The sequence below is a fragment of the Mycolicibacterium novocastrense genome (assembly GCF_001570485.1).
Lineage (GTDB): Bacteria > Actinomycetota > Actinomycetes > Mycobacteriales > Mycobacteriaceae > Mycobacterium > Mycobacterium novocastrense.
Window position 1 is genome coordinate 1 of sequence record NZ_BCTA01000068.1, and the last position, 16869, is coordinate 16869.

The window sequence follows — 16869 nt, forward strand, 5'->3', positions numbered from 1 at the left end:
GGCTGAAGCGCTCTACTACCATCGCCAACGGCACCCTCACGCCGAGGAGGCACTCAGATAAGAGAACCTCCCGACATTCCGGGGCGGATCACCACGACGTCACCGCAGTGATCGACGCGCGCCGCAGCTCGACAAACCACAACAGGTAGGGCAGCGCGGTGCCCCCAACAGCCAGCACGGACAACGCCACCCAGCTGCGCGCCGACATTCCCACGGTCGGTGGCCCATCGATCACTCCGGCGAGGACGGCCAGAGCGGCACCGCCGACCAGAAACTGCCAGTAACCCAACTTCAGCACATCGACGTCTGTCAGCCGCCGAGCCAGCAGAGCGCCCGCCGTGACCCCTACCGCCGCCAGCAGCGCCAGCCCGTAACCCTGGCCACCGCCCGAGGGCACCGCAATGATAAGCAGGCCTCCCACCCCGAACACCACCGCGGCGATTTCGGCGGTTCGGGGCCGCTCGCCGAACAGCGCCCACGCCGGCAGGACCACCAGGAGCGCCTGTGAATTCGCCAGCACCGTGGCCATACCTGTGGCGATGCCGGTGGAGCTGGTGGCCATCGCCGCAAACGACACCGTGACATTCATCAGTGCCAGTACGCCGATCAACGCCCACGTACCCAGCCTCATCTGCGGCGATGGCGCCCCAGGAGTCCAGTTGACCGCTGCACCTAGGGCCCACAACACCAACCCGGCCACGATGGCGCGCCAGGTGACGAACCACAGCGTCGATACACCGTCGAGACCCCAGTCCAGCAACGGGAAGCAGGAGCCCCACGCTATGGCGATCACCACCATCCGCCACGGCCGCACCCCTCCCTTCGAGACACCACCGCGGCCGACATCGCTCACAGGCTCGCCTTCCACTGCGTGCGAATAACGCGCAGTTGACACGTCGGGCGCCGAGAAGATCTCCTACTATCGAAGATAGTACTAACCAAAGACGGGCTGGGCGACACCAGTCGTCAGTTGGCTGACAACTCACAGACCATCGCGACGGCTGCCCCCATCAGCAGCAGCGCGTGACTTCTTGGAAGCCGGATTGAGAGTTCCTCCCTATCGACGTATGCACCGTCTTCCTCGCGGTAACGCCGGCTCGGCCGTAGTCACACGACACATAGGTGGGCGCAATGGATCATGAGAATCGCTTTGCCAGCGGCTTACACGCGGTCATCATCGATGCCGGCGCGGTCCGGGCGGACGAATCAGTGGCGAAGCTGGTGCACACTTTGCACTCGGCCGGCGTACCCACCGCGGTTGTCCTCAAAGAGCTCCCCGCCGACGAAAGCCTTGAGGGCAGCGACGGCCCACCGGTTTTGCGCAGTAACAACTCCGACCGCGCAGTGTTTGTACAAGCCGCACGTCGCCTGCGCACCGCGCCTGTGGAAGCGGTCGTGGTGACGCGCGATGCGGCGGGTGTGCGCACTGCGGCGGCGGCGGGGATCGGCTTGATTGTCGGGGTGGACACAACGGGCGACCGTTCTCAACTGATTTCATCGGGCGCGGACGTGGTGGTGACCGACGTGGCCCAGGCCAACCTGACCGGTCTGCTCAGCGGTACCGACCCCGTGCGTGCAGCCAGCCCGTCGGACGGCGCCGGCGACCGATGGTGCGGCGGAGCGGACCCGGCAGTCAGTGGCTGGCTTCTCAGCTACGATGGTTTTGATCCCGACCACGAGGGAACCCGGGAAACGCTGTGCACGTTGGGAAACGGCTATTGGGCCACCCGCGGGTCAGCACCGAGCAGTACTCTCGGCGAAACTCACTATCCCGGAACCTATTTCGCAGGCGTATACAACAGGGTGATCAGCGATATCGGTGACCGGCTCGTCGAGTCCGAACATATGGTCAATGCACCCGATTGGACTTACGTCAGAATCCAGGTAGCCGACGGCCAACCCATGTGTCCCGGAAGCACCGAGATGATCAGTCATGACCAACGCCTCGATTTGCGCCGTGGAGTGTTGACCCGCACCACTCGTTACCGCGACAGCCACGGCCGCGTCACCCGAATCACCAGCCGACAGCTGCACTCGCTGGCAACGCCACACCTGGCCGCTCTCGAGATTGCAATCCAGGCGGAGAACTGGGCCGGACGGATCCACGTGCGTTCAGCGGTCAACGGTGACGTGAGCAACAGCAACGCCGCCGACGACGCGCCGTTGAATCATCACCACCTGACGATTGTCGATGTGACTCGGCCAGACGCAGAGAGGGTGGTCGTCGAAGCCGTCACCAACCAGTCGGGGATCAGCCTGGTCACCGCAGCGCGAACCCGGCTACGTCAGGGCCAGGACCCGGCGGTGGACGGAAAGGCCTTCACCGAAGCCGCGCTGGCCGGCCATGATTTCGTGCTCGACGTCGAACCCGATGCTGAGGTGATCCTAGAAAAGGTCGTCGCGGTTGCCACCTCACGCGACCGGGGCATTTCAACAGCACCGTTAGCTGCCACCGACCGGATCCGACAAGCACCCCACTTCGAGCAACTGCTCGCCGAGCACGTCAACGCATGGCAACAGTGGTGGACCCGGTTCGGCATCGGCATGCTGACCGGAGCGCGCCAGCGGCTCGCGCTGAACCTGCACATCTTCCACACTCTGCAAACCGTGGCAGCCACCAGCCCCGAACTCGACGCCGGCGTACCCGCGCGCGGCCTGCACGGCGAGGGCTATCGCGGACACATCTTCTGGGACGAACTGTTCATCTACCCGATGCTCACATTGCGCCGACCCGCACTGACCCGCTCGCTGCTGCTCTACCGCTACCGCCGACTCGCGAAGGCGCAAACCGCCGCGCGCACTGTTGGGCTGGCAGGGGCGATGTTTCCATGGCAGAGCGGAAGCGACGGCCGCGAGGAGACGCCCACCGAATTGTTCAATCTGCGCAACCAGCAATGGATGCCCGACAATTCCCACCAGCAACGTCATGTCGGCCTTGCCCTGGCTTACAGCGTATGGCAGTACTACCAAGCCACCGCCGATATCGATTTCCTCGTCCATCACGGTGCCGTGATCGTGGTGGAGGTCGCCCGGTTCTTCGCCGACCTTGCCACCCACGACGCAACTGATGACCGCTTCGACATCACCGGCGTGATGGGCCCTGACGAATTCCATGACGGCTACCCCAACGCCCCCGGCGAGGGACTACGCAACAACACCTACACCAACGTGCTCGCATCCTGGGTACTGACACGAGCGCGCGACATAATTGATCTGCTACACCAGCGCGACTGCGGCCCATCGCTGTCTCGACTCGCAGTCAACGCCGAGGAACTGAACCGATGGGACCGGATCAGCCGGCGGCTGCGGATTCCGTTTCATGACGGCGTCATCAGCCAGTTCGAAGGCTATGAGGACCTCGCCGAATTCGACTGGGACCGCTACCGCCAACGTTATGGCAACATCGGGCGCCTCGACCTGATTTTGCAAGCCGAAGGTGACAGCACCAACTGCTACCGACTGTCCAAACAGGCCGATGTGCTCATGCTGTTCTACTTGTTCTCCGCCGAAGAACTACGGGCCGTCTTCACCCGCCTCGGCTACCAGCTGCCACCAGAACTCATCCCCCGCACCGTGCACTACTACCTTTCCCGCACCAGCCATGGGTCCACCCTGAGCCGACTGGTGCACAGTTGGGTGCTTGCTCGGTCAGACCGTGCGCATTCATGGTCCCTGTTCACCGAGGCATTGGACAGCGACCTCGCCGACATCCAGGGCGGGACAACACGCACGGGTATCCATTTGGGTGCGATGGCCGGCACCGCGGACATGGTGATCAGATGCTACGCCGGAGTCGAAACCCGTGACGATGTCCTGCGCCTTCACCCACTGCTGCCCCGCCAGCTCGGCGCCGTCACCTTCCAAATGCGCTACCGCGGCCAACCGATCGACGTCGAACTCAGCAGCAACCGTGTGGTGCTGGACCTTCATCCGTGTGCGACCGGCCCGATCCGGGTTTGCCTCGAAGATGTCACACGAACACTGATCCCAGGCCAACGCTGGGAAATGGCCCTGTCCGATCCGAGTCACACACCAGTAGCTAGCTTAGCTAGGCAACAGGCACGCGCGACCGATGCTACGAAGTAGGCAACTGGACGAAGCCCAGCCGTTCATCGGATCGCGGGATTTTCAGTTATTCCGAGAGTGGCGCCGTATGTGTTCTCCCGCTGCACTTTCTCCGCCGTCGGCGTTGCGTTCCGCGCATCAGAAGCGCTACCGTGGTTGACACCGACGATACCCCTTAGGGTATCGAGTCAGACGACGCCTAACCTAACCAAAGTGTTCTGCCCTCACGGAAAAAGGATGTACTGACCCCGATGATCATCGGAACGTATCGGTCGTATTGAACCGAACAAGCTGGCTGCAAACGGTCACACGAGCCTCCGGGATTATTAGCAATCTTCAAAATAGTGGCAATGTATGCGCATAGTCTTGCCTGGCGATGACAAGATATTTTCTTCGCTTCTTGTCCCAGGAACGGAGGACTTCCATAGCTGACCTGTAACCGATTCTCTCCGCATAGCCATTGAAGGTGGCCAGAGATCGCAAAAGATGCCAGGCAACCCTACCTAACCGTGACGGTTTGAACCCTGTTATATGAATAATGTCCCACCCCGGAAGGAAACCGTCGTCTTGTAAGAGGCGTTCCCTTTCGAAACCAATCATCCTTTCTACAGAGTCATTTTTCCAAAAATGCGTGATAACAGGTCGTGAAAACTCATACTGCTCTCTATAATATTCGGCGCGTGTCTCAAATCTCGACACAACGTATTCCATTATGTGCCAAACAGGAGAGCTTTTGGCTCCACCGCCTCGGGGATAGTACATATCCATGCCTGGTTGAATAAGAAGAACTTCTGCTCGCAATAACGTCCTCGGTACCGCGGAACTGCGTATCGATTGCCAAACGATGTCGGGGTCCGTGTCAAACGCAAGGACAATAACCCAATAGTCAGTCCAGAAACTTTCCACGCTTTCTGTTCTTAATGGCTTATGGCGGAATGGAAGCAGCCCCACAATTTTCCTGGACGTATGCAGTGCAACTAAACTGGGTATCAGCTCTTGATCTACATCTCTATTAAATTGCATACGGCGGTTTTTGGGGACGCGCCACGTCAACCCAATCGCCCTATCAGTCATGTTGTTGGCTCTTGACCTCGATCTTTCACCCAATTCGGTCTGATCGGGTGTCGTAGACCCGAAAGGTGCACTGCCTCAAGGATATCGGAGCTACTCACACAACGAATCTCCACGAGGAAGCGCACCTGTCAGGTGAAGACTACTACGGATTGGTCGAAAGCTCCCTTTCAAGCTCGCGAATGCGGCGGGCCGGGGCGATTCGTCATAGAACGCGCGCCGCAAACTGGTCGCGGCTCCACCCTGTAGCGCGCATCGGGTTGACAGCCCGCAGCAGGGGTAACGTGCGGTTCTCCGCGGGCGAATCCTCCCAAAGTAAGGACGAAAGACAGGAGGTGGAGAGTCCGGGAAGGTCGGTTGCGGTAGGTCGGCCAGAAAGGGTGCCGGCCATCCGCCCATTGCTTCGGGTTGGGTCATCCATGTGGCGCGCATGTGACAGCGCGGCGCACCGTCACACCAGCTTTGAACCAATCCCAAGGGCTGCATCAGTTTTCGACATCGACGCCTGAGGGTCCTGATCGCGACTTGTCAGAGCTCGTATGGCATCGATCGTATCGGGAACGACGATGGCCTGGTTGTCCACCATGTAGGCGTAGAAGGCTTCGCCCTCGCTCACCGCCACCATGTCTTCCCACAACGCGACCTCGTAGAGATCGTCACGCGGGCGCCCGAGGTCTGCCATCAATTCCTTGACAGTGTTGAGCGCTGTCAATCCGTCGTCCACGCGGATCATCGCGATACGCGAGGACTGCCTGAAGGCGTCGATAACCTCTTCGGCGGTGGAGTTCCGGGTGAGCTGAATCGACCAGCTGTGCATGTGAGCGAGCGTCTGCGGCACCTTGACCGCGATCGTCACCACGTCAAGCTCAGCATCCACGGTCTGCGCGTCCGGCGCCTGATGGCTGGGTATCTTGGCCTCGGGCACCAGCGTGTTCATGATGCCGCCCTCGTGACTCTCCCAAGGGTCAGTTGCCCGCCGCATCAACGTCCCCCGTGCCTTCTTCAAAAGGCCGACGCGTTTGAGCGCGATCAGCGTCCGCACGATCGAGGTGGTGTTGCAGGAGACGACGCGAGTGGACTCTCGGCCTACCGCACTGGCGTAATTCGCATCGGCAACAAAGGAGTGTCCGGTAACCTCATGCTTCTCACCGCCTTGAACTATGAACCTCACCCCGTGCGCGCGGTAGTACTCAGCGTTCTGCGCGCCCAATGGTTTGGGCGTGCAATCGACTACCACTTCGGCATCGCGGAGTAGGTCGTCGAGATTGCCCGCGACTTGCAGACCTCGATCGCGCATGGCCTCGGTACGGTCGTCAAGGGAGGCGAAGATTCGGAACCCTTTTTGCTCCGCGATTCTCATTCGCCAACCGGCGTCGACATCGGCGATACCGACCAGTTCCATGTCTTCCTGATTCGCCACCGCGTCGGCGACCCGCTTGCCGATGACGCCATATCCGTTCACCGCAACCCGAACTCTTGCCGACTGTGTGGTCATATCTGCTCCGTCTCTGATGTTCTTTTGCTGCCGGCCTCCGCCGAATCAGCGGCGCTTGCCGGTTCCGCGTCGCAAAGTGGACGCCTTGGCGCGTTCGCATCGGTTCAACGATGCTGCAGCTACCGAGCATCGTGGTCGGATTGCACGGATTTCGCATGCGGGTGCGGAGCCACGGTCCGAAATCACCCGACAGCAGACGTTGTAGAAGGATACATGGACGATGGCGAGTAGACGCTTCCCGGCGCCGTGACGCACCGCGGCCCGGCCACCGTTGTGCTTACCCTTCGGCCGCAGGCCTCGCCGATCTCGGCCTCAAACATCGCGGCCGTCACCGCCATCCGGGCGGCCACGCTCGTCGCCATCAGCCCTCACGTGCGGCGCCGACGATACCGAGAGCGTGCACTTGATCTGGGCGCGGAGGACTCCGTCGATCGGTGAGATGTATGTCCGCCGCCCGTGGGACCATCATGGCGATGCCAGAATCAACAGAGCACCCTCCAGCGACTTGCGACGAGGAACTGCTGCGTTGGTTGGGACCGGACTTCGCTCTACTCGCCGGCGGTGACCCCGACCGGGTGACTCGGATTCGGAACGAAGTGACGTCCGGATTTACGGCTTTGGCGAACGTCACGAACGCCGTGTCAGTTTTCGGCTCCGCGCGCACGCCGCCGGATCACCCGCACTACAAGCTGGCGCACGCGCTGGCTGCACGGCTGGGCGCGCTGGGTTTCGACATCATCACGGGTGGAGGACCCGGGATTATGGAGGCCGCCAACCGCGGCGCACGCGAGGCTGGCGTGCGTTCGATCGGCCTTGGCATAGAGCTCGCCCAAGAACAGGGCATCAATCCCTTCGTCGATCTCGAGCTTCACTTCCAGTATTTCTTTGTCCGCAAACTGATGTTCGTCCGCTACGCGAACGGGTTCGTAGTCCTTCCGGGAGGCTTTGGAACGCTCGATGAGCTCTTCGAGGCCTTGACTCTGATACAAACCGAAAAGATCCGCCACTTTCCGGTCGTGCTCGCGGGATCGGCGCACTGGAGTGGACTGCAGCGATGGATCCGCGAACGGCTGCTTGAGCCGGGAATGGTTGCGGCCGATGACGTTGAGCTACTTGTGCTCAGCGACGATCCTGACGAGATCGGCGAGATTGTCGATCGTTGCCGCCATCGTCAGTTGCAGACCTACCGATCGTCTGGATCGTGAGTTGAGCGGGACTATGGTGTTGCCTGTTTCACCGCACAATTGTTCGGCGTCGTCTCGATTGAGGGCAGCGGAGGCGATATTGCGATTACTTCGAGGTGCCGCAGCCGACGAGCACCAATGTGGAACGATGAGCCTCCCACCAAGCCAGGCCAATCCGCGCCTCAGCTGCCCGGTTCAGTCAGAGTGGGCGGTGGGCTCAGTGTCGAAGAGGACTTTGGTCCAGCCGTATCCGGGCAGCAAATCCGCCGTCGACCGAGAATGAAAGACGGTGCCCGAGCCTTGCGCGGTCGAACACGCGACAATGACCAGCCGCGGGTGTGGACTACATGTGCCGATCGGTTTCCGGTAGTACTGAAGTATCCGACGATGCCAGGCCGCGCAGAACTTCTCCAATTTCGTTGGAAGTCCACATGAGTCGGGCTGATCGGGCGACTGTTGCTAGTGCTTGCGCCGTGGTTTGCTGGTTCGCTTACCACGGTTGCGGAGCCAACAGCTTTGCGCCGGACAGTGCCGCTTTTAACGGACGCTCTGGTGTTCGGCACGCGAACGACGGTCGATCGTGACGCGGCAGCACAGGTTATATGCCCAGACGAACACCACCCCGGCGTAAACGCTGTAGACGATGCTCCAGCCCATGCCGGTCAAGAATCCGACGACACTCCAGCTGAAGCCGGGAAATGCGGCGGCAAAGGCACTGTCGGTAAACGTCGAGTGCGCCAGAGCCCGCCAGATAAAGCAGACCACGTAGGTGATGACGCCGAACACCGCCAATGCTGAGCTCACGCGCGTGATGCTCAACCTCTTGTTAATCACCTGACGTCCCCTCGATGTATGCATTCTGTGTGTATGAACAACGACTGTGACTTAGAAGTGCGACACCGGCAAGAGGACTTCTGATCACCACGCGGGGCCGAAAGCTCTCATTGCTTCAACCGCCCGGCCACTGGCGAGCCCAACTTCGACTCGTGGCGACCGACCGCCAGTCCCAAGGTACCTGCTCACATCATGTTAGATCTCGCAATACGCTTCGCTGGTTGTCTTCATAGAGACGACGCACTTACCGGATCGCAGTGCGGTGTTGGCATAGTCTCCTCGATCGCAATGCCCCGCGTAGCGGCCCCGTTTTGCAACTACTCAACCTCCGTCGGGGACGTCGATGCGCAGGCGCCGGGCTGGCGCGGCTATTTAGGTTCCCTAATGACTCTAGTACTGGTATAGATAGTACTGATATGTCACGTACTGATGATGCAAATAGTACCTCAAGGGTGCGCACGGACACGTACGGAGATCGGGACCTGGTGCGATGCGCTCAGTTTGTTCCGGCGCATTTCGGAGCCGTTGGCAGGCCTAAGACTAAGCCGTCATGTCTGAGCAGGGCGCAACCGGTGAGGGGCCGCCTCGCAGACGTCGTTGACGGCCTTGCGCGGGACGCCACCATCGCTAATATGGACATTGTTAGTACTAGGTCACCCAATGGAAACTTCCAGCGGGCCTAAACGACAGAGAGCATCGTGATGGCTATCGACAATCCCGTGCGGCGGCTTTTTGTGAGGGTGTGGATTGCAGCCGCTGCTGGGCTCCTCCTGTTGGCCCTGGTCCCGGCTGTGACCAGCGAGCCGACCGCGTCAGCGCAACCGTGTGTATCCGGCGAGGAACCAGATCCGTTGACCGGGACGTGTGTGCCCCACCTCGTTCCCAGAACACCGCAAGGCGCCATCCCCGGGAACCCCGACGTACCAGCGGTGCTGGGGCGGCCCTGCACTACACCCCCGGAATGCGCCCGCCTGGGGCGGGATCCGGGAACTCTGCCCCCCCAACCGATCCCGCATTCCAAGACCGGCCACGACGGTAATGCAAGCAGTCACCCATAGTCACAGCGCGTCGGCCGCAGTTTCCGAAGACGACCACACACCCCTGCGATCCGGGACGAGTCAGACATCTAGAAAACGAACGTTCCGGCGTGTCGCCCCGGGGGCGTGAACTTGCGATGTGGCTCGCGCTCAGTTCGCAATGACGGCCCCGACGAGGATGAAGACGGCGAGCGAGCCCCGCGGTTACCTCGATGACGACTTCCTGCAGGAACATCGTGCCCTCGCTGTGTTGAGTGCAAAGCCTTGATTTCATCGACCGCGACCTCGGTAAAAATTGGAGATCCGCTCTCCGCGACACCGACACGCGTACACCTCGGCCAGGTGCATCACGATATCGGGGGTAGCTACGCCGCGCGGATACAGCGACAGCACAATGGAATTGATGCTGTTAAACCGGCGGTCTTTCTTCGCCGCAAATCGCCGGATCAAACGACCCGTGCGGTCGCGGGGCGAGTCAATCTTGACGCGACCATTGAACGTGGTCACCGTTTTCGGCGTCGTGCCGTTCGCGGGAATACCCGGAGCCAGGCCCGGCCGGATCGCCGGCCTCATACCCGAAGATAATGGGTCAGCTCCGAGTTCAGCGCGCGTTCCAGCACGGCCTTGGTCAACTCGTTTCGCAAACCATCAGCGCCGTCGATCGTGGTTCCCTCTTTGACCGCATCCTTGATCAGCGAATCCAACTCGGGCGGTAGACGTCTCAGCGGTAAACGTCTCCGCCAATCGCCGAGGCGCGTTCCGCCGTACCCGCCACCTGACGTGGTCTTGCCCGCAAAACATCCTTACTGTCTGCCCGAACGGCGCTCCGCTGATGGACTACCCCGGCCTTACACAGACGGAATGACACGGCCCGTGGGAGGGCTGGCCTCGTACAGGTGCCCGCGGAGAGCGCGCAGCACTTTGGTGCCGTCGGGGAGCTGGTGATCAGTCCAGCCTTCGAGCCCGGTGATGAAGAGTCTTGATCACATGATGAGTGCGGCAGTGGTGTAATGCCCGGTGCTGCTGATACCTCGTTAGTATGACTTCCGGTCGGTCCACCTGTGGCGAGCGGTGTGGTCATGCGATGCGTGCAAGCCCGTCGCTGGCCGCGACCGATTTGAACGCCTGTCAAACTGCAGTCGGTGTGGTCTGTGGCTAATGCCCATGGTCGTCGGGCGACTCTTCTTGACTGCTGGTAGCCGGTTCTGGCAACTTCAATGTCGTGGTTGTGGACGCGCCCGGTGCGGGGCGGCGGATTGAATAGCTGATGCCGGTGGGTTCGGCGCCGGTTGGAACCGTTGCGGCCACCGAGGACGTGGCTAATTCGATAACCGAGACCGTGTCGCTGTAGCTATTGGTCACCCATGCCCGTGTGCCGGTGTCATCGATAACGACACCGTGGGGTCCGGAACCGGTGTTTACTCTGCTGCGCACGGTCATTGAATGGGTGTCGATCACCGACGCGGTGTTTCCCGGTCGGTCCCGTGTGCCCTGGTCTGCGGACACGACGGTTTCTCCATCGGGAGCCAGAAAGACCTGGACTGGAGGGGTCGGCACGGGTACGGTACCGACCACCGTCCGAGTAGCCAGATCCACCTTCGCCACCGACGACGGCTCACTGATCCCTGTGTAGGCGTAGCGGCCATCGGCGGTGACGGCCACCTGAGCCGGGCCCCTGCCCACGGGAACCGCACCCAACAGCGTGTCAGTGGCGGGGTCGATCACATCGAGCGCGCCGGCCATGGTGTTGGCCACGACGATGACCGAGCCGTCGCCGGCGGGTCGCAGACCGTGCGGCATCCCGCCAAGCGTGATGCCGCCGGTCGGCTGCAGTTCAGGGGCCCGGTACACCGACACGGTGCCATCTGCTGCATTGGTCACGTAGACCTTGCCGTTGGCTTCGATGACGTGCGCAGGCTCTGCACCGGTTGGGGCGGTTGCCTTGACCGCAAATGTCGCTGCGTCGATCGCCACCAACAGATTTTCGCTACCGCTGACCGCGTACACGGTGTCCCCGCCAGGGCCCATTTGAATGTTGTGCGGCTCCTCGATCCCGTCGAGCGTGGCGATCACGGCGTTCGTCGAAGCGTCGATGACCGTGATGCTGTCGCCGTCCTCATCTGCTACCCATACCGAGCCGGTTACGCTGCCAGCTGGCTCGGGCGATGCGCCTTCCTGTCTCGCGGGTCCATCCGCTTCGCCTGAGCAACCCGTCAATGCCATTGCCAGCGTCACGACTAGGGCCATCGGATGTAGCGGAACTCCCCTTTTACTCATGGTTGAAATTGGCTTCAGCCGATGCGGCACATAGTGAGTCCATCGGAACACAGCCGGTCTCGCCGAAGGCAAAAGACTTCCCAAGCGCCAGACGGAAGCCGTTCATGGTGCTGCTCTATGTTTCCTGAGCACGCTGAGGCGCCGACGGTACTCGTCGTCATCCAATTCACCCTGCGCGTAGCGTTCGGCGAGCACATCTTCGGCCGGGCCGAAGGGTGAGTAACGAGGCGGCGAGGAAGTGCTGTTACGAGTCAGAAAGCGCATGGCCAGCACCACGACCGTGAGGATCGCCGCCAACACCAACACCATCGCGATAACCATTAACGCCCAGCCGCCCCAGCTCCAGCCGTCATGCCACATCCACCCGTCATCGCCATGCATTCTGCGGCCACCTCTCCTACTGTCTTGTTTCCTTGTGCGTTCGCGTGCTCGCTACCACGCTGTTCCGTAGTCCGATGGTCGTGGGAGTGTTGAGCTCGCAGGTCGCGCCCCGATACGCGACCACTGCTCTCGTTGCCGGCGCTTCGATGGGCGGGCACGTGGATACTCCACCACGTAGAAGACGCTTGAGGCCGGGTCAGGCCCTGCTGATATAAAGGCCTCGGGCATTCGAGCTCGCGAATAATTCGACACGGTCCCCGATCGTCCTTGGGACTCCTCGTTTCTGGCCAGACGACGAAATGTTCCATGCGGCTAGGTCGCCTGGAGTTCGCAGCACGCACACGGCGTTGCCGATTCCTTACACTGGCAATCGCCCATCTGCATGCCCGGCCCCATTTGCATGTCGAGCATGGGTCCGCTGCAGCACCACATCATCACAGGTCGTGGCGTGCCGGTGGTATAGATCAGGGCAACAGGGTCGTCAGCGGTGACGTCGAAGTACAGTTTGCCCGTCGAGGTCTGTCCGTCTGCAAGGGTCGTACTGGGGATTCCGTTGGGGCTGGGCACCTGCCAGAGCGCCGGATACCGGACGCCGGAACGCGATACGGCCTGAAAATTGGGGATGATCGGTGTGACCGCTCCGTTCATGGCGCTCACCGACACGCCTGCCTCCCACAGCTTGCCGACTGCCGAATATCCAGGCAGGAGGTCGGCGCCTCGCTGCAGATCGATGGCTGTCCACTCTTGCACCACCGGCGCACCGGCGTCAGCCACTCGCTGTTGGGAGCCGAACATGTGAGGACACTTCGCCGCTGCAAACGCGGCTGGTATGCCGGTGCCCACCAACAGCATCATCGCTGCGGCCGCCGCCATCACAATCACGATATTTCGCACTGCCTGTCCATTCTTTACGCCGCCGCAGGCATACGCAGCTGCTCTACGTACTTCTACGACCATCCTTACCAGATGCGGCACCGCACGCGGAAGGCGTCCAGTAATCGGTCGCATGAACTTCGAGGCGAAGGGACCCGGTTCAGATTTGCACCGACAGGCAACAGCGACAATGCTTCTCGTGACCTCGACGGCCCTCGCATCAGCGCCGGCTGGCATGTAAGGAACGACTGAGGCGCCACCCGAGCTAGGGAGATCGGACCGGCGCCCCAGCCGCCCCGACACATACTAACCTAAATAGTAGATAGCGAAAGTACTTCCTGAGACAGATATCGAAAGTTCGCGTATAGCCGTGTCGTTCGTGGCAAACTGCCACGGCTGCAGATACCGAGGCGGCTTTCGAAGGGCGCTGGAAGCGTCCGGAGCGTCACCCGCCCCCGGCGCCATTCGAGCGGTTGCAGCCTCCCTGAATCGCCATGGGGAGCCGTGCCAGAGAGCTGCCGTTCTCGACGCTTGTCAATAAGTAAGCGCCACCCGCGTCAGCACTTGGGCTGGTTTCGGCTGAGTGTGGCATCGTGGCGTGCCGCCGCTGTGGACACTACCTGGACGGTACTCATGTCATCCGCACGGCGGTATATCCGGACTCGTCTACGGCCGCCATTATGGCCGCATCGGCGATGGGCTCCTCACTGGTGACGACCAGTTCGCCGGTGGCAGCGCTCACCTCGACATGCTTGACGCCGCCGAGGGATCTGACTTCCTCGCGGACCGACATCTCGCAGTGACCGCATGTCATCCCGGAGACGCGTATTCCGCTGTGGCCATTGGTGTATTCCTCCTCATGGGGACGATCGGCCAGCTCACTCCGTTTAGGAAACCGGGGCAGGTCAGGCTCTGCGTGTCATGCCGCAGAAGCGGGCCGGGCCCATACTGAATCACAGAAGCCAACGATGCCATCGGCAGGCTGGCTACCCTCGGGAGGCTTCGCAGCGATCAGCCCAGCGATGAGAGCAGCTGTTCGCACGCCTGCCCGCAACGCCGACACACCTCGGAGCAGATTCGGCAGTGTTCGTGGTGCTCGGCATGCCTAGCGCATTCATCGCCACAGGACTGACACGCCGTGGCGCAGGCCTGCAACACCGAACGGGTCAGATTGGCATCGTAGCCGGTGTGGCGCGAAAGCACCCGACCCGTCGTCTCACACAGATCTGCACAATCGAGGTTGGTGCGAATGCAGGTGGTCAGCTCTTGGACCGATTGTTCACTCAGACAGGCATCTGCGCATGCGGTACATGCCTGTGCGCATTCGATACACGCCTCGATGCACGCCGTCAATGCCGCACGGTCGATGCCGCCGAGATCCTGCGGGTAGGTTTCCAGCATTTCAGCCGCGGTGCTCATTTGCCTCACTCCATCACTGTTGTCAGGTGTTGTGCCGCGAGGTTTCATCAAGACGCGGCTATCCGTGTGACCGCGGCCAGCCTGACGGCACAGCCACAACTCATGGACGACAGGCGCATACCCCACACATCTACGGTGAAACCCCGTAGGCCAAGCGTAGGGCAAGGGCGTGCCGTCGACAAGTACCCCGCGCGCCGCATCGGCCTGCATCGAACGCCGGCGGCTTGGATACCGGGACGCGATACGCCAGTTAGCCTGCACCACACCGACGCGATGAACGCGACGCTGACGCGATACCGATCAGCAGCATCATCCCCGGGCGACGGACTTCAGCTCGGGCCCACCCGCCGGTGAGATAAAGGCATACCGCCGGAGACGGATAAGCGTGCCCCAGATTCGGTGCGATCCACGCGACACCACGCTGCCCGCCATCCGAGGTAGCCGAACAGTTCGGCGACCATGTGGCTGAACAGCACCACCGGTACGGACAAAATCAGGCTGCCCCAGAGAACCTGCCGCGCAACACATCCCCGGACGTCCCCGTGCCGTCATGGCGGTCATGGCCCGAGCCCGGGCTATCTTAAGCGACGTAGGCCAAGTGTTCGCCGTGTCCGGACTGGGGGTCGTGTTCGCTCGGGATAGGACTCTGTATCTGAGGGGCGTGGTGTCCGAGCCGTTCGAGGTGTCGGTCAGCATGTCCGTGCTCCGGGCGAGAGATCACAACTCCTTCTGTGGGCCGCCGTGTGGCCGGTGGCGCTGTCGCCAGCCCGTTCGCGGTCGCGTGTCCGGCGGTCGAGTCGGATACCGTGATCTTCTACTGGCCGTCTTAGTAGGACAATGTCGGACTCCGCAGAGTTCTAACTTGTCTGCATCCGAGTTGGCGATGATGTCGGCTGAACAACGCTTGACAGAGCTAAAATCGGTTGCGGGCCTGCGTCGGACGGGCCGCACATGTTCGCCGGAGCAGCCACCGGCCACGCGGTTTGCCCTACTACCAGGCCAGCGCGCGGTCGGCGGCCACATCGATCCTCTGGTCTCATGCTTGCGCGACATTCGTGGAGCTAACCGCACATCAGCGTGCCCGATGCCATCAACGCAAGAATTAGCAACGGTCCGCCGGCCATCAGCGTCGATGCGCTAGTCAACGCTGCCCGGGCGCGTATCTGCGTCGGCGGTGTTGCAGGAACCGCCAGACGTTCGGCCCTGCTGAGCACCGCCACATCGGCCGCCCCCAGTGACCCTGCCGGCGCTGCGCCGGCCAGTGACATCAATCCTGACAGCAGCGTGCGGTGACCGAATCGACGGGCCGCCGCGTCGTCGGCACACATCTCCAGTATCCGCGAGACCTCAGTGGCACCCTGTGTCATCAGCGAGAGTTTCGGGAAGACCACCGCCAGACTGCGGAGGGCGGCTATCACTTGATGATGGCGTCCCGCCAGATGAGCGCGCTCGTGTGCGAGCACGGCGCCCAGTTGATCGTCGTCGAGGGCCGCCAGCGCACCGGTGGTCACCACGATGACCGGTGGGCGACCCGATACGCAGTAGGCGGCACGTTCGGAAGCATCGATCACGAACACGTCCTGCCCGACCGGCCGACCTACCAACCGCACCCCGTCAGCGTGCTCGAGCGCCCCTGCCCGCAGGCGAGCAAGAGCGCGGGCAATTCGGGTACCGGCGAGCGACGCGGCGATGACACCGGCGGCTGCGGCGGCGAGCAACAGTACTTGAGGGATGCGACCGGCGTACCCAGTCAGCACGTCGCACAACACGGCAAGACACGACGCCACCACACCGTTGCGGTGTTCGCCGCCGGTGACAAGGTCCCCTACGATGAGCACCGCGGCCGTCAACCAGCTGATAAGCACACTGCCGATGGCAGTCAGCCATGCCGCCACACCGTAGCGGGGAGCATGCCCTTCACGGGTGAGCCGGCGCAGAATCGGCGGGCCGACCACGCACACCACGAAGCTGTAGAGCAGCAGACACGCAGCGATGCTCACCGTTTACCTGTCCGCTTCTTGGGCAGCCGCCGCAACGCCGTGCGCAGCCGCTCGGACTCCCGGGGACCGATCTGCTCGATGAAGTGGCTCAGCACCAGGTCTGACCGCCCTCCGCCCTTGAGGGCATCGCGCATCAACCGTGCCGTGTGCTGCTCGCGCGACAGTGTTGCCCAGTAGCGATAGGCCCGACCGTCGCGTTCGCGGGCCAGCCAGCCTTTGGTATGCAGATTGTC

General features: G+C 61.9%; 11 protein-coding genes and 2 pseudogenes. 2 read left to right on the forward strand and 11 right to left on the reverse strand.

Features of this window, described 5'->3' with window-relative positions:
• Positions 1–88 precede the first annotated feature (88 nt).
• Positions 89–853 carry a DMT family transporter gene (locus RMCN_RS22130; protein ID WP_234787750.1) on the reverse strand — a complete coding sequence of 255 codons (765 nt, stop codon included), beginning with the start codon at positions 851–853 and terminating at the stop codon, positions 89–91.
• A gap of 278 nt (positions 854–1131) precedes the next feature.
• On the opposite strand from RMCN_RS22130, the gene RMCN_RS22135 reads away from it, so the two are divergent.
• Positions 1132–4086: a glycoside hydrolase family 65 protein gene (locus tag RMCN_RS22135; RefSeq protein ID WP_067393753.1), complete on the forward strand. Its 2955-nt coding sequence runs from the start codon at positions 1132–1134 to the stop codon at positions 4084–4086.
• Between the two features lie 1501 nt (positions 4087–5587).
• Here the strand turns inward: RMCN_RS22135 and RMCN_RS22140 are convergent.
• Positions 5588–6631 carry a type II glyceraldehyde-3-phosphate dehydrogenase gene (locus RMCN_RS22140; protein WP_067393754.1) on the reverse strand — a complete coding sequence of 348 codons (1044 nt, stop codon included), beginning with the start codon at positions 6629–6631 and terminating at the stop codon, positions 5588–5590.
• 443 nt (positions 6632–7074) lie between these two features.
• Between RMCN_RS22140 and RMCN_RS22150 the strand changes: the two genes are divergently transcribed.
• A complete protein-coding gene (locus RMCN_RS22150) occupies positions 7075–7836 on the forward strand; it encodes an LOG family protein (RefSeq protein ID WP_234787751.1) in 762 nt (253 codons plus the stop codon).
• A 516-nt stretch (positions 7837–8352) separates the two neighbouring features.
• Here RMCN_RS22150 and RMCN_RS22160 read toward each other — a convergent pair.
• The 9 genes and pseudogenes from RMCN_RS22160 to RMCN_RS22200 all read right to left on the reverse strand — a co-directional run.
• On the reverse strand, positions 8353–8619 hold the full coding sequence (locus RMCN_RS22160; protein ID WP_234787752.1) for a hypothetical protein: 267 nt from the start codon (positions 8617–8619) through the stop codon (positions 8353–8355).
• 1318 nt (positions 8620–9937) lie between these two features.
• Positions 9938–10430 (reverse strand): annotated as a pseudogene (locus RMCN_RS32225) (transposase); the annotation flags it as partial.
• A 411-nt stretch (positions 10431–10841) separates the two neighbouring features.
• Positions 10842–11933 carry a YVTN family beta-propeller repeat protein gene (locus RMCN_RS22170; protein ID WP_067393761.1) on the reverse strand — a complete coding sequence of 364 codons (1092 nt, stop codon included), beginning with the start codon at positions 11931–11933 and terminating at the stop codon, positions 10842–10844.
• Between the two features lie 132 nt (positions 11934–12065).
• Positions 12066–12344, reverse strand: a complete 279-nt coding sequence (locus tag RMCN_RS22175; protein ID WP_067393764.1) for an SHOCT domain-containing protein — start codon at positions 12342–12344, stop codon at positions 12066–12068.
• A gap of 312 nt (positions 12345–12656) precedes the next feature.
• On the reverse strand, positions 12657–13238 hold the full coding sequence (locus RMCN_RS22180) for a DUF1942 domain-containing protein (protein ID WP_133259123.1): 582 nt from the start codon (positions 13236–13238) through the stop codon (positions 12657–12659).
• 610 nt (positions 13239–13848) lie between these two features.
• Positions 13849–14060: pseudogene (locus RMCN_RS22185) on the reverse strand (heavy-metal-associated domain-containing protein).
• 168 nt (positions 14061–14228) lie between these two features.
• Positions 14229–14636, reverse strand: a complete 408-nt coding sequence (locus RMCN_RS22190) for a four-helix bundle copper-binding protein (RefSeq protein ID WP_067393773.1) — start codon at positions 14634–14636, stop codon at positions 14229–14231.
• Between the two features lie 1061 nt (positions 14637–15697).
• A complete protein-coding gene (locus RMCN_RS22195; protein WP_067393775.1) occupies positions 15698–16636 on the reverse strand; it encodes a M56 family metallopeptidase in 939 nt (312 codons plus the stop codon).
• Positions 16633–16869 (reverse strand): BlaI/MecI/CopY family transcriptional regulator (locus tag RMCN_RS22200; protein ID WP_165604472.1); only part of this gene is annotated, 237 nt, incomplete at its 5' end. The genes RMCN_RS22200 and RMCN_RS22195, both read right to left, overlap by 4 nt.